Origin of the sequence: Cohnella abietis (assembly GCF_004295585.1) — a bacterium.
Classification (GTDB): domain Bacteria; phylum Bacillota; class Bacilli; order Paenibacillales; family Paenibacillaceae; genus Cohnella; species Cohnella abietis.
This window is the reverse complement of record NZ_AP019400.1, coordinates 6,608,919-6,622,623: the sequence shown is the minus strand read 5'-3', so window position 1 is coordinate 6,622,623 and position 13,705 is coordinate 6,608,919. Positions and strand designations below refer to the sequence as shown.

The 13,705-nt window shown below is 42.6% G+C and carries 13 protein-coding genes; 8 read left to right on the top strand and 5 right to left on the bottom strand.

Translation table 11 applies throughout. From position 1 onward, the window contains the following. Window positions 1-95 precede the first annotated feature (95 nt). A complete protein-coding gene (locus KCTCHS21_RS29070; protein ID WP_130615970.1) occupies window positions 96-437 on the top strand; it encodes a zinc ribbon domain-containing protein YjdM in 342 nt (113 codons plus the stop codon). 41 nt (window positions 438-478) lie between these two features. On the opposite strand, the gene KCTCHS21_RS29065 is transcribed toward KCTCHS21_RS29070, so the two are convergent. The 3 genes from KCTCHS21_RS29065 to KCTCHS21_RS29055 all read right to left on the bottom strand — a co-directional run bounded on the left by KCTCHS21_RS29065 (window position 479) and on the right by KCTCHS21_RS29055 (window position 3,133). After that, the gene (locus tag KCTCHS21_RS29065; RefSeq protein ID WP_130615968.1) at window positions 479-1,381 is read right to left on the bottom strand and encodes a DMT family transporter; all 903 of its coding nucleotides are present in this window, start codon (window positions 1,379-1,381) and stop codon (window positions 479-481) included. Between the two features lie 149 nt (window positions 1,382-1,530). Then, entirely contained in the window at window positions 1,531-2,646 is a 1,116-nt protein-coding gene (locus tag KCTCHS21_RS29060; RefSeq protein ID WP_130615966.1) for a saccharopine dehydrogenase family protein, read from the bottom strand. 100 nt (window positions 2,647-2,746) lie between these two features. Further along, a complete protein-coding gene (locus KCTCHS21_RS29055) occupies window positions 2,747-3,133 on the bottom strand; it encodes a MarR family winged helix-turn-helix transcriptional regulator (protein ID WP_179952718.1) in 387 nt (128 codons plus the stop codon). A gap of 866 nt (window positions 3,134-3,999) precedes the next feature. On the opposite strand from KCTCHS21_RS29055, the gene KCTCHS21_RS29050 reads away from it, so the two are divergent. Both KCTCHS21_RS29050 and KCTCHS21_RS29045 read left to right on the top strand, forming a co-directional pair. Next, the gene (locus tag KCTCHS21_RS29050) at window positions 4,000-5,811 is read left to right on the top strand and encodes a sensor histidine kinase (protein WP_130615964.1); all 1,812 of its coding nucleotides are present in this window, start codon (window positions 4,000-4,002) and stop codon (window positions 5,809-5,811) included. Further along, the gene (locus KCTCHS21_RS29045) at window positions 5,808-6,950 is read left to right on the top strand and encodes a response regulator (protein ID WP_130615962.1); all 1,143 of its coding nucleotides are present in this window, start codon (window positions 5,808-5,810) and stop codon (window positions 6,948-6,950) included. The genes KCTCHS21_RS29050 and KCTCHS21_RS29045 overlap by 4 nt, the downstream gene beginning before the upstream one ends. Before the next feature lie 70 nt (window positions 6,951-7,020). Here the strand turns inward: KCTCHS21_RS29045 and KCTCHS21_RS29040 are convergent, their stop codons facing one another. After that, window positions 7,021-7,866: an aldo/keto reductase gene (locus tag KCTCHS21_RS29040; RefSeq protein WP_130615960.1), complete on the bottom strand. Its 846-nt coding sequence runs from the start codon at window positions 7,864-7,866 to the stop codon at window positions 7,021-7,023. A gap of 37 nt (window positions 7,867-7,903) precedes the next feature. After that, window positions 7,904-9,112, bottom strand: a complete 1,209-nt coding sequence (locus KCTCHS21_RS29035) for an MFS transporter (RefSeq protein ID WP_130615958.1) — start codon at window positions 9,110-9,112, stop codon at window positions 7,904-7,906. Between the two features lie 140 nt (window positions 9,113-9,252). On the opposite strand from KCTCHS21_RS29035, the gene KCTCHS21_RS29030 reads away from it, so the two are divergent. The 5 genes from KCTCHS21_RS29030 (at window position 9,253) to KCTCHS21_RS29010 (ending at window position 13,678) form a co-directional block, all read left to right on the top strand. Then, window positions 9,253-9,618: a winged helix-turn-helix transcriptional regulator gene (locus KCTCHS21_RS29030; protein ID WP_130616776.1), complete on the top strand. Its 366-nt coding sequence runs from the start codon at window positions 9,253-9,255 to the stop codon at window positions 9,616-9,618. A 101-nt stretch (window positions 9,619-9,719) separates the two neighbouring features. After that, entirely contained in the window at window positions 9,720-10,442 is a 723-nt protein-coding gene (locus KCTCHS21_RS29025; protein ID WP_130615956.1) for a FadR/GntR family transcriptional regulator, read from the top strand. 147 nt (window positions 10,443-10,589) lie between these two features. Beyond that, window positions 10,590-11,903 (top strand): ABC transporter substrate-binding protein, encoded by a 1,314-nt coding sequence (locus tag KCTCHS21_RS29020; protein ID WP_130615954.1) that lies wholly within the window; start codon window positions 10,590-10,592, stop codon window positions 11,901-11,903. Between the two features lie 73 nt (window positions 11,904-11,976). Then, on the top strand, window positions 11,977-12,849 hold the full coding sequence (locus tag KCTCHS21_RS29015; RefSeq protein ID WP_130615952.1) for a carbohydrate ABC transporter permease: 873 nt from the start codon (window positions 11,977-11,979) through the stop codon (window positions 12,847-12,849). Next, a complete protein-coding gene (locus tag KCTCHS21_RS29010) occupies window positions 12,836-13,678 on the top strand; it encodes a carbohydrate ABC transporter permease (RefSeq protein ID WP_130615950.1) in 843 nt (280 codons plus the stop codon). The genes KCTCHS21_RS29015 and KCTCHS21_RS29010 overlap by 14 nt, the downstream gene beginning before the upstream one ends. The last annotated feature ends 27 nt before the right edge of the window (window positions 13,679-13,705 follow it).

The following is a 13,705-nucleotide window of genomic DNA, read 5'->3' as shown; positions in this document are numbered from 1 at the left end:
AACTAATTAGCACTAGTGGCATCATCGCAGAATATCAAATATACTTTAGGGGTCAACCCTATAGGATACGATCAGAAATGGAGTGCTTAAATTTTATGTCCAATTACCCCAATTGCCCACAATGTAACTCAGAATATACATACGAGAATGGAAGTCTTTTTGTTTGTCCGGAATGCGGTCACGAGTGGACGCTAGATTCGGAAGCCGAAAATAATGATGATAATAAAGTGATTAAAGATGCGAATGGGAATGTCTTAAACGATGGTGACTCTGTAGCTGTTATTAAAGATCTTAAGGTAAAGGGAAGCTCACTAGTCGTTAAAATAGGAACAAAGGTTAAAAATATCCGTTTGGTCGATGGAGATCATGATATTGATTGCAAAATTGATGGCTTTGGAGCTATGAAGTTAAAATCGGAATTTGTCAAAAAGATATAAATTCGAGTGTAATTAAGCCGGAATGAGCCGATAGTCGATAGTTACGTTGAACTTCTTTTCCGCAGGTTGATTCCACCAATTCCTAATGAAATAAGAATAACGAGTAGCGATATTTTATCCATAGAGGTTAACTGCTCATTCAGAAATAAAGTGCCTAGAACAACACCGAACAAAGGAACCAAGTAATTGTTGAGCGAAGCAAATACAGCACCGGACCTATTGATAAGAATGTTGTAGAGCATATAAACAATACCAGCGTGAAATACACCGAGAATGACTAGGGAAATCCACTGCTGCGCATCCAAATGTATGTTAACGGGATTCTCGAAGATGAAGGATAATGGAATCAATAAAACGGCGGCAATGAATAGCACATTCCTCATAGCTATAATAGGGGAGATAGGTGGCAGCTCTTTAATTAAGATCAATGAACCGGAAAAGCTAAGCGCCGCCCCTAGAACAGCTATTGTACCGAATACGTCGTGATTCCCTGCTGATAAAGAAATATCCGGTGCAATGAGTAGCGAGATACCAATGAATCCACATACAACGCTTATCCACTTAAAAGCGTTTATTTTCTCTTTCGGTACGAAGATGGCCGCCATTAAAGTGGTGAATATAGGAATCGTACCCATGAGAATAGCCGACAAGCTGCTATTTATTCGTTGTTGCCCCCAACCGATTAAGAAAAAAGGAATCACGGCTTCCAATAACGCGATCCACAAATAAGGGAGGAACCGCTTTTTTGACTTGTCGTGTTTGATATGGCTTGCGCGATCCTTAACGAAAAGAGAGATAACACCTAACGCTGCTGCGCCCAGAAGGGCTTTGCATGCAGCCAGTGTAAGTGGTGGTATATCATCAATTACAAGCTCTACAAAGAAAAATTGAGAACCCCAGATTACGCCTATTCCAAGTAACAGTGTATAGTTTGTCCAACGCATATCTATGTGCCTCCTGTCTGGCTGTCTTTAGTTTTCCCGTTCTGCTATAGCTTTATCGTATACGTCAGAGCAGGTCCAGACAATGAGTAATAGTTATAACTGTACCGGTACAGAAGGCGTGAGGAATCGGTGATGCTGGAGAGAACGGGTTAGTTTTTAACAATCGCTTTAGGTGCAGGCAAGGGCAACGGTTTTCCATTTATTCTTGCTTCAACGGTGACCAACTCATGGATAGGAAGTAGTACGTCCTCTAATTCAAACAATTGCTCGATATGATATATTCCATGTGGAAATGATGAACGGTAAACCGCAGCAGCAACCTCTGTCGCTACCTTGGCCGTAATTTCAGCTTCTTTTTTCGCTTGTATCATACACTCGATGAAAATATCCTCATTACCCTTCTTGCCCCATGCATCCATTTTTACAGCAAACATTTCTTTACCGAACTTTGATTTTCCGAACAACGATATGACAGCATTTTGAATCGGTTTTAACTTTAATAAACGGAAGGCACCTGATGCTCTCAGCCATGCAAGCAGTCCTGTTACTGCAACCGAATCGAAGCAGAGACGGGTGGAGGCAGATGGTACGCCTAGTGTGCGAGGAAGTGCATGCTGATCTGAAAAGTTGAAGCGATAAGCTATCTTGCGACCTAACCCTGTCCCGAAATCAGTCTGTTTACCGTCAGTGAAGCTGACAACGGCAGTGGGGATCCCACCTTGAATGACTTCATATGTCGTGCCTAAGTTATCGATGGTCCATTCGATAGCTGCTTTGCCATGCTGATCTCCCATTCCCAGCATAATGGATATGTCTACGGTATCGAGCGTATCCATTAGTCGATTAGCATAGAGAGCCAGCAGGTTGGTCAGCCCAGGAGCAAGCCCAACACTTAGAAGCGCTGTAGCATGACCTGCGGAAGCAGTGGTCTGTAATTTTTCCACTTGGGAATGGAAGGAGTCCTGTGCGGATATGTCCACGTAATGAATTCCTTTTTCCAAACATAGCTGAACGAATGCAGTAGCGGTTTGATCCAAACACATAATGATGAGCTTAACATCGTCTAAGGCATGAGGACTGATCTTTTCATTGATATTTAGCTGCAAAGGCTTGACCTTGCCGTTCGTTGAGTTGCTGAATTTCTCTGCGCGGACCAAGCTACGTCCAGCGGCATAAACTTTGCCTGGATAATAGTCAGCTAACTCTTTGCAAATCATTTGCCCGACATGACCATACCCACCTACCACGATAATACGTTCTTTCATATATATTTCCCCTTTCGACGTGTTTCTAATAGAACTTCATCACCAACGAATACATGATATTCAATAAAGGTATAGTTACTAAACTATTTGCCAAAAAAAATTAACCGCGCAAAACGGCGTTTAATTTTTGAATACACGTTTCGAATATTTCGATCTCCTGATCACTTAATTGAGAGCGAAGCTGATTGTAGAACTGGAGATGGACTTCATCGTGTGCTGCGTTAGCCTCTCTCCCTTTTTCGGTAAGCGAAATTAAGGTGCCTCTCGAATCACTTGGATGCGGAGAGCGGAGGATAAGCTCTTTCGCTTCCAGACGTGTGATCAGCTGAGTGACTGCACCTTTCGTAATTCCAAGACGTGCTGCAAGCTCGCTCATGAGAACGCGCCCTTCGGAACCAATAGCCTCGATCGTATGAATTTCGCTGGGGGTCAAAGGTCCAGCATTACCAAAGTGATGAGGCTGGCGTTCGAGTCTCCGAAGCTGCATGATTAAGCGACCGAGATTGCGACTTCCGCTATTGTTGTTGTCAGACGGTGTTTGCTCGATAGTATCCATGTCTTTAGTATAGTTACTAAACTTAATGGCTGTCAAGGAAGTAGAAATTAAAGTTGAATAGGTGCGCTGTCTCTTTGGAGTTAGTGCACTTAGTCGGTGGATGTTTAAAGCCATCGCCATCCCGCCGTCCACCATCCCCCCGTCCGCCGTCCCACCATCCACCATCCCACCAACCGCCGTCCCACCGTCTGCCATCCCGCCGTCCGCCATCCCACCAACCGCCATCTGCTTTTCGACTATTTATTTTTCTGGCAGTTACTCAATAGATTAAAGGATCGTGAGTGCGCTAATGTGACTTTTTTCGGGCTGGCGAGGGAGATAGAGAACGGAGGGTACACTAATGTGACTTTTTTCGGGCTGGCGAGGGAGATAGAGAACGGAGAGTGCGCTAAAGTTACTTTTTTCAGGTAGGCGAGGGAGATAGAGAACGGAGGGTGCGCTAATGTTACTTTTTCCGGGCTGGCGAGGGAGATAGAGAACGGAGGGTACACTAATGTGACTTTTTTTGGGCTGGCGAGGGAGATAGAGAACCGAGGGTGCACTAATGTTGCATTTTGAGGTTGGAGTGCGACCAAGTTCCGTGGAAATATATCGTTCATAGTACTTGAACCTCCCCATTTGGGGGAGAGTTTTATTGAAATAAAAAGAATACAATAAAAGAGGTGACCGTTTCTTACACGCCGCCGGAAAGTATATGTTTTTATATCATAATGCTCATCCGATAGCTGGATACAAACACGTTTACCACCACCCTAAAGAGGGCCAAGCCGGTTTACTAACACGGGGGTTAACGATTTATGCACTATAATACCTATTTATCTGTACTCCTAATGGCGGCCACCTGCTGCTCCCTCATCCTATGCTATCTTTGCTGGAAAAGAAGGGAGATTCCGATTGCGATTAGCTATGGTTTAGGCATGCTGACCGGATCCTTCTACAGCCTCGGGTATGCTTTTGAAATTGTGAGTACAGATCTTAATCAAATACTTTTCTGGCTTAAGATTGAGTATATTGGCATTCCATTCGGGACAGTGATGTGGAGCATCATGGTCCTGCAATATACTGGCCGTCAATGGCTCATTCGCAAGCCGGTAGTTGCTTTGCTGATGGTTGTTCCCATTATTACATTTGTGGCTCATTATACGAACGAATGGCATCATTTATTTTATAAAACTATGAGCATTAATTACTCACAGGGCTTCCCACTGGTGGTCTTGGTCAAAGGGCCTTTATATCAGCTTCATGTTTGGTATGCGTATATTCTGTTTGCAATTGGCATGACGTTACTGGTTCAGATGTATTGGAAAGCGGAAACCCAAATGAGAAAGCAAATTACCCTGATGATTATTGGTTCTTGGGGGCCTTACGGGTTTACGATTGTTTATTTGAGTGGTATATGGAATATGCCTATTGATTTATCTCCATTCGGATTTCTATTCTCTGGCTTGTTCTTTATGTGGGGGATCTACCAATTTAACTTAATGAGATTGGCTCCGCTAGTGTTACAGAAGGTATTCGAATCTATGCAGGATGCGGTCATCCTACTTGATGTAGATAACGGAATTAGCAGGTTTAATATGTCGGCAAGTCAAGTCGTCAAAGACTTAAACTATAAAGGTGTAATTGGGAAGCCGGTTACTGAGGTATTGGCACACTATCCGAGGCTACTTAAGATCATTACGCAAGAGCCGCCATCATCTGCAAGTAAAGTCCAAATCTCAGGTCTGCACGACGATAAATTTTATAATGTGCATCTATCTTTAGTATGTAATAGCAACCAGAAGCCTGTTGGCAAAATGCTTCTATTAAGCGACGTTACGGAAACCGTGCTTACAGAGGAGAGGCTACGTGACAATGCGAGACAGTTGGGTGAGCTGAATACATTCAAGGATAAGATGTTTAATGTCGTTGCGCATGATATTCGCGATCCTCTCGCTGTGCTCGTTAATCTTATGGAGCTAATGGAAGAGGAGATAGAAACCAACAGTGAGGATCAAGAGGAAATCATGCAAGAAATGGGGCGGCAAATTCACAATACATTTACATTAGTGGAAAGCTTGCTGGATTGGTTTCGTAGCCAACGAGGAGGGATGATTTTTAATCCGGTAGTATGGGATCTGTCACATGTTGTTCAGACCAATATTCAGCAGCTGCAAGTTCGTAGTGAGGGTAAACGTATCAAAGTGGTTGCCGACATACCGAAGGGCTCTCACATCTATGCGGACAAAGAAATGCTAGATTTGATTATTCGCAATCTCCTTTCCAATGCTATTAAATTTACAGGTGAGGGAGGCAACATTCAAATAAAAGCAGAAGCTGTAGAGGGTAAAGTCATAGTATCCGTCAGTGATTCGGGAGAAGGGATTCAAGCCGAGCAGGCTGCCACTTTACTGCAGGAGGACTATCCGATCTCTTCCGCAGGAACCGCTGGAGAGCGAGGTGTCGGGTTAGGTTTAACCTTATGTCGGGAGTTTGTCCGCTTAAATGGTGGGGAGTTATGGTTCGAGAGTGTGCATTCGCAAGGAAGTGCCTTTTATTTCTCAATCCCCACTCCACCTAATGAGCCCTTCGTCTTTAATGAGCAAAAGGAAAGGAGGAGTATGGCGTGAAGGTAATTATTATGGATGATGAAAATGCTATGCATTTAATTATGAGGCGAATGCTCGCTAAAATAGTTGGTGTCGAAATTGTTGGAAGCTTCCATGAGACGACTTCAGCAATGACCTTTCTGGATGAGCATGAGGTGGACTTAGCATTTTTAGATATTAGTATGCCAAGGGAGAATGGTATTGATTTTGCTAGACGGTTAAGAGAGAACGGCAAGCAGACGAAGCTTGTATTCGTGACGTCTCATAAAGAATATGCATTATCTGCATTTGATGTCTATGCCTTTGACTATATTTTGAAGCCTGTTGAGCAAGCTAGAATTCACAAGACTGTCCAAAGAGCACAATTGTCTGTTAAGCCAACGGAAATGGTATTAGTTGAGAAAGCTTCCTCGTCTACTGTCCATGATGTCATCATTAATTGTCTAGGCGGAGTCGAGATTCGAAGCGAACGGGCTGCAGTGGCTAAGTGGAATTCCAAAAAAAGTGCGGAGCTCTTCGGATACCTACTCATACATCAAGGGAGACTTGTATCTAGAGCAAGACTGATTGAAGATATTTTTGCCGGAATGCCTCAGAAGAACGCCGAGATCTACTTAAACACGACAGTCTATAAGATACGCAAAATATTGGAAATGTATGGACTCAAGGAGAGTCTGTACTCTGACAGTAACCATTATGCGCTAAACCTTAATGATGCGAATGTGGATATAATAAGCTTTGAAGAGGGCTATAGAAATATGGATGCCATTGATGATACGAATATTGAAGAGGCAATCAAGCTAGAGCAGCTGTATAAAGGAGACTTATTCGGAGATCGCGCCTTTCCTTGGGCTTGGAGCGAGGTGGAGCGATTTTCACTAATGTACACGTCATTGACCCAACAATTGTGCAGCGCTTTGTTAAATAGAGGGGATACGTCCGGTGCTATCCTACTATTACTGAGGCTCATTGCTCGTAACGAGCTAGACGAACAATCCATCGAGCTACTTATGATGGCCTATGCGGCACAGAAGAATAAAGAAGCTCTAACTCAGCTTTATATGAGATTTACTGAAACGCTACATCAGGAAATGGGGGTAAGCCCCTCTTTTGCAACGACTACCTTGTACCGAGAATTACTAACAGAGCTGGATTCATAGAGAAGAGCCCCTCCTAATGATCAGGAAAGGGCTCTTCGTGTTTAGCTTAACTTTATTCCTACACAAAACATTAAAAATTAAAGTTATCCGGATCTGGACCGACACGAAGATTCTTGTTCAGGGCATCGATCCGTGCCATATTTTCAGCTGATAATTCAAAATCAAATATGTCTGAGTTTTCAATAATGCGATGCTCTTTGGTTGATTTCGGAATCGTAACAATGCCGTGCTGTAAATCCCAACGCAGAATAATCTGAGCAATCGACTTGTTATGCTGACCAGCGATTTCTTGTAAGACAGGATTATCCAGCAGCTTACCTTGCATTAATGGAGACCACGCTTCGAATTGTATTTCGTGTTCCTTGCAATATTTTACTAGCTCCTGCTGGGATAACTGAGGATGGAACTCCACTTGGTCTACCATTGGTTTAATTGTGGCACTTTCCATAAGGTCTTCAATATGATGAATGTGGAAGTTACTTACCCCAATTGCCTTAACGCGCCCAGCTTTATATAGGGTTTCCAAGGCTCTCCACGCTTCTTTATACTTACCCTTTACAGGCCAGTGAATAAGGTATAAATCAAGATACTCCAAGCCTAGCTTATTCAAGCTTGTTTCGTAGGCTGCCAGCGTGGATTCATACCCGAGATCAGCATTCCAAACCTTTGAAGTAATAAAGAGGTCTTCTCTAGAAATTTGGGTATCTACAATAGCTTCTCGGATTCCTTGTCCGACGCTTTTTTCATTCTGATAAATAGCGGCTGTGTCGATGCTGCGATATCCATGTTTAATTGCTGATTTTACAGCTTGGACTAATTCAGCGCCTTCCTCTGCTTTGAAAACTCCGAGCCCAAACCAAGGCATTGCAATACCGTTGTGTAGTGTTGTTGTATCCTGCAGATTTTTGGCGACCATAGAATAAAACCTCCTGAATGTTGTTGAAATTAGCTCATCAATAAGATGGCTTATGTGTAAGCTTTGTCTCATCTTTTCTTTCCAAAGCGCGAGCCCAAGCGGTTAAGGCTACGGCTGCGAGAACCATTAATGATCCCACCCATGCTGTATGAATAAGTCCCATGGAGTCAGTAACCACACCACCCAAGTATGCCCCAATCGCAATTCCGGCATTAAATGCGGCAATATTGAAAGCAGAAGCTACATCTACCGATTTCGGCGTATAACGTTCAGCCAACATCACCACATATACTTGTAATCCTGGAACATTCATAAAAGCTAATAAACCCATAAAGAAAATGGTAATCAGACCTGCAGCCTTAAATGGGATAGTGAATGTTAGAATAAGAAGTACAATAGATTGTAGCACAAACATGTAGAGCAATGCAGATACAGGCTTACGGTTAGCGGCTTTTCCTCCAATAACATTACCAATTGCAATGGCAATCCCATAGACGAGAAGAATGACTGCTACCGTGCTTTCTTTAAATCCGGTTATTTCGTGAAGCAACGGGGATAAATAGGTAAAGACGACAAAAGTACCCCCGTAGCCTATAGCTGTAATAGCAAATGCAAGCAGCAATCGTCCATTAGCTACAATTTTAAGCTGATCTCGCAATGGTGTTTTGGTACCTTTACGCAAATCAGAAGGAATTAGCACCATGTTGGCTATGAATGCTATTATACCGATGACTACAATTCCGATAAAAGCAGCTCGCCATCCCATATGCTGCCCGATAAAAGTACCCAAAGGTACTCCAGTAACCGTGGCAACCGTAAGTCCGGAAAACATAATAGCTATGGCACTAGCTCGGCGGTTCTCAGGGACGAGGTCGGCCGCAATAGTAGAGCCAATGGACATAAATACTCCGTGTGACAGTGCTGAGATGACACGAGCCGCCAGGAGAATGCCTACTCCGCCCGCAGTGGCAGCAAGACTATTGCCTATTATAAACACAATCATAATCCAAAACAGCAATGTTTTGCGTGGAACGCTAGTGGTCAAAGATGTTAGTATTGGCGCTCCGAAGGTTACCCCTAGAGCATACAAAGTAACGGTTAATGCAGAAGTAGTAACAGATATATTCAAGTCTTCAGAGATGAGGGGGAGCAGCCCTACACTGATGAACTCTGTTGTTCCAATAGCAAAGGCGCTTATGGCTAGAGCAAGGAGAGCCAGCGTGCTTCTCTTTGATTGCAATGTCATTTTGTTTGTCTCCTGTGTAGTCATTACCGGCCGGCAAATGTTAGTATGAGTTATTTAATAACAAATAAACAGTACGCACTTTGAAGTGATATAGGTACTAAAAAGTACCCTTACTCATCCATTTAGGAGGACTAGCTTTGATAAAGAAAAAATATAATATTTCAGTGGAAGCGACCTTAGAGGTAATCGGGGGAAAGTGGAAGTGTGTCATTCTTTGTCATCTCACGCATGGTAAGAAACGAACAAGTGATTTTAAGCGTCTTATGCCTAATATTACTCAAAAAATGCTGACCCAACAGCTTAGAGAATTAGAGCAGGATGGCATAGTGACTCGGAAGAGCTACAATCAGGTTCCTCCAAAGGTAGAATATGAGCTTAGCGAGTATGGATGGAGCTTGAAATCGATATTAGATTCTCTCTGTGCTTGGGGTGACAATCATATTATTAAAGAGTACGGAGATAAATTTGCTGTCTTAGAGGACAATATATTGAACAATAAACCATAAGATCAGCGACTATTAGAAAATGGGTATTGACGGAGAAAGTGAAAAGCACTATTATTAACCCATCGACTTGTATGACATGTTATAGGTGGTGGCGATCGGTTATGGAGAGCGGTTTCAAAGCGATAGAGAAAAAAAACATAGTCGATGACGTCTTTGAACAAATCAAGGCTAGGATTGTTAATCAGACTTGGAAAGCTGGGGAGAAGATTCCCTCAGAAAATGAATTGTGCGGTCTCTTTAATGTTAGCAGAGTAAGCATACGCAGTGCAGTGCAGAAGCTTCGAGATCTGGGGCTTATTACTACACGTCATGGTAAAGGATCTTTCGTGTCTGATAGTGCCACAAGCTTCGATATCCAGAGGACTGCTCCAATCATGAATTTAAGTGAAAAAGAATTTCTGGACGTCATGGAGTTTCGTGAATTGATTGAGACAAAGTGTATTGAATTGGCTGTTCTTCGTGCGGATGAGGATGATATTTTAGCCATTGAGAAAGCGCTTAACGAGATGATAGCCCAACAACATGATTATAAGAAATATTCAATGGCCGATTATCAATTTCACTTTGCAATTGTAAAGGCTTCCAAGAATGAAGTATTTGTTCAGATCATAGACCGTATTAAGAACGTCTATTATTATCACCTTAAAGAATTAAACAGAGTTCTAGCTGATATGGAAGATAGCTTATCAGGACATACGAAGCAATTGGAAGCGATTAAATGTAGAGATATTGATGCTGTTAAACGTTTAGTTCGCGAAGGGGCTAATAATGTTACTGCCCTAACGATTCAGCGACTGCAAAATCAAACGGAGAAAAAAGGGTAATTTGTATTATTGCTTTTTTTTCTATTAACTTGTATGACGTCTGATATGTTATTTATGGATTTTCACTAAAATTGTTCTTGTCCCAACCTAGACCCACTATCTGGTCGGACAAACAATATATAAGTACAACTACAGGAGGTCACAGGAATGAAGGTAAAAAAGCTTGGCAGTTGGATTTCTATTCTAGCTATTATGGGATTGACGCTTACGGCGTGCGGTAGTAACAAAGAGACAAAGAGTAACGATGCCGAAGGAGCTAAGCAGGTTACGATTAAGATCATGTCGGTGTCACAGACAGAAAATCCGGATGGTCCAGCTGAGCTTGAGATGGCAGAACGTTATATGAAGCTGCATCCTGAAGTGAAGATTGAATTTATTGGAGTACCAATGAACGATCTGTATAAGAAGGTTACCGCAATGGCAACAGCAGGTGACTTGCCGGATGCATTCACGAATACACCGCAATTTATTCGTACTGCATATGGAATGAACATCACAACAGATTTAACGAAGCTGCTTGGCGAAGATTATTTAAAAGCGTTCTATCCTAACATTCTCGAGGAATCAAGCGTAGATGGCAAGCTACAATTATTACCATGGACTGCAGCTCCAATGGCTCTTGTCTATCGCGGAGATTGGTTCGAAGCTGAAGGGCTGAAGGCTCCTGAGAACTGGGATGAGTTCTTGGATGCCGCGAAGAAGCTGACGAAGGATACTAATGGAGATGGCAAAGCAGATCAATGGGGATTCGGAATGATCGGAACACGTAATGGCTCCGGTGCTGACCGCTTTATGACTGTGTTGCGTTCGTATGGTGTAGATGAATTGAAGAAAGATGATAGTGGCAAATGGATCACACAGCTAGATACTCCTGAAGCTAAAGAAGCATTTCAATTTTATGTGGATTTGAATAACAAACACGGAGTCGTTCCACCGGGAGTGACTGAAACAGGATTCCCTGAAGCAGCAAGCTTAATGGCGACTGGCAAGGTAGCTATGATGCTCACAGGTCCGAATGCACTTGGAAATATTATTAGCCAAAACCCAGACCTCAAAGGAAAGCTTTACAGTACACCTATTCCGATGAAAGTAAAGCATACAGCAACCTTTGGAGTTCTAGGCTATTCAATCGCTGAAACGAGCCAGCACAAAGAAGTTGTAGCTGACTACCTCAAGTTTATGGTGAATCCTGAAAATGCATTGGCATGGAATACTGTTAGCGGTCGTCTTCCTACTACCATTGAAGTGGGCAAGCAGCAACAGATGTCTACACCTGAATATGCAGGGTTTGTGAAAGCGCTTGAATATGCATTCTCCATACCTGCTTTCGATCAATACTCGCAATTCCAAGATATTATTGCCGAGGCTTATCAATCTATGATTGCTGGTAATCAAAGCGTAGAACAGGCTACGAAGAGAGCGACCAATCGTGCGAATGAAGTGATTAAGAACAACAAATAAGTGCTCAAGTTAAGGTCAGGATAAGGGGGCCTCATGCTCCCTTTGACCTTCATATTACGATGGGGGACAAATTATGCTATCGTCCAAAAGCGGCTTCAAAGGAATTTGGTTTATTTTACCGGCCGTTCTTACCTTGCTAGTGTTGATTACGTATCCGTTAATATACGGGGCGTATATTAGTTTTTTTGATACCAATCTCATTACCAAGTGGAATTTCGAAGGGTTTAGGTATTACAAAGAAATATTTTCGAACACTGAGTTTTTGAGTCGTATTATTCTTACGCTGCACTATACGGTGTGGGTAGTGGCTGGACACTTCGTTATCGGATTAGGTTTATCCCTGATCTTGAATATGAAGCTAAAGGGTATTACCGTATTCCGTGTTATCTTGATTCTTCCCTGGTTATTCCCTGAAGTCGTTGTTGGATTGCTATGGAAGTGGCTATTTAATCCTTTATACGGCTTATTTAACTCAGTACTCATGGGTTGGGGAATTATCGATGATCCTGTTTCATGGCTTGGGGATGAGAAAACGGCTTTTGTTGCCGTTATCGTAGTATCCATCTGGAAGGGATTCCCGATGGTAATGATGCTCATACTAGCTGGCTTGCAAAGCATATCTGAGGATGTGTATGAAGCCGCTAAGATTGATGGATGTAATCGCAACAAAGCGTTTCGTTTCGTCACACTGCCTGCATTAATGCCAGTCCTGCTAGTAACCATAATATTGGATACAGTATGGTGGTTTAAGCACTTTACGATGATCTGGATTCTGACACAAGGTGGACCAGGAAATGCAACGAACGTGGTCAGTATCGACATCTTCAAGCAAGCGTTCGAATTCTTTAATTTCGGTAAGGCATCAGCGATGGCTATTTTGGTCTTCTTTGTATGCTGGTTAATGGGATATGGCTATAGGAGGTTGTTAGGCAATGGCGACGACTAAACGCAGGTTTTCATTCTTTAATGCAAGCATGTATGCCATTCTCACGGTAGCTGCAGCTGTTGTATTAATTCCAACGTTCTGGATGGTATCAACTGCATTCAAATCAAATGAAGAGGTAATGGTTTCGCCGCCTGCGTGGATTCCTGATCACCCGACATTTGATTCCTTTATCCGAATTTGGAAGGACTATCCATTCTTGGATTACTTCCTTAATAGCGTACTTGTTGTAGTGGCTTCTACAGTAATTACAATCGTGTTCTCCGCGCTTGCTGGCTATGGGGCATCCCGGTTTAAATTTCGCGGTAAAGGGACTTTTCTGTCTTTCCTGCTAGTCACTCAAATGTTTCCTTCTATTATGCTATTAATTCCTTTCTATAAGGTATTAAAAACATTTGGGCTTATTGATTCACAATGGGGATTAATCGTCGTGTACATTGCTTTTGCGATACCCATGTGTACATGGATGATGCTAGGGTTCTTTCAAGGGATACCTAGAGAGCTGGATGAAGCGGCTATGATCGATGGCTGTAGTCAAATTCGTACATTTGTTCAGATCATATTGCCTTTATCTTTACCTGGTCTTGCGGCAACAGCAATCTATTCGTTCTTAATAGGCTGGAATGAGTATATGTTCGCCTTTATTCTTGTCACCACGGAAACCTTGAAGACACTACCGGTAGGGATAGGTCAACTAAACGGGTACTACAAAGTCGTTTGGAATGACATGATGGCTGCATCCATTATTTCGAGCCTACCGCTAATCGTTCTATTCTTATTTATGCAGAAGTACTTTATTAGTAGTCTGACTGCTGGAGCAGTAAAACAATAGAAAAGTAAAAAGAGATAAGGAAGAGTG

Bases quoted from the DNA above. Each gene is read 5' to 3' on its own strand.
- KCTCHS21_RS29010 (WP_130615950.1), top strand. From the start codon at position 12,836: ATGGCGACGACTAAACGCAGGTTTTCATTCTTTAATGCAAGCATGTAT.
- KCTCHS21_RS29055 (WP_179952718.1), bottom strand. From the start codon at position 3,133: ATGCAGCTTCGGAGACTCGAACGCCAGCCTCATCACTTTGGTAATGCT.
- KCTCHS21_RS29070 (WP_130615970.1), top strand. From the start codon at position 96: ATGTCCAATTACCCCAATTGCCCACAATGTAACTCAGAATATACATAC.
- KCTCHS21_RS29035 (WP_130615958.1), bottom strand. From the start codon at position 9,112: ATGACATTGCAATCAAAGAGAAGCACGCTGGCTCTCCTTGCTCTAGCC.
- KCTCHS21_RS29050 (WP_130615964.1), top strand. From the start codon at position 4,000: ATGCACTATAATACCTATTTATCTGTACTCCTAATGGCGGCCACCTGC.
- KCTCHS21_RS29020 (WP_130615954.1), top strand. From the start codon at position 10,590: ATGAAGGTAAAAAAGCTTGGCAGTTGGATTTCTATTCTAGCTATTATG.
- KCTCHS21_RS29015 (WP_130615952.1), top strand. From the start codon at position 11,977: ATGCTATCGTCCAAAAGCGGCTTCAAAGGAATTTGGTTTATTTTACCG.
- KCTCHS21_RS29065 (WP_130615968.1), bottom strand. From the start codon at position 1,381: ATGCGTTGGACAAACTATACACTGTTACTTGGAATAGGCGTAATCTGG.
- KCTCHS21_RS29060 (WP_130615966.1), bottom strand. From the start codon at position 2,646: ATGAAAGAACGTATTATCGTGGTAGGTGGGTATGGTCATGTCGGGCAA.
- KCTCHS21_RS29040 (WP_130615960.1), bottom strand. From the start codon at position 7,866: ATGGTCGCCAAAAATCTGCAGGATACAACAACACTACACAACGGTATT.
- KCTCHS21_RS29025 (WP_130615956.1), top strand. From the start codon at position 9,720: ATGGAGAGCGGTTTCAAAGCGATAGAGAAAAAAAACATAGTCGATGAC.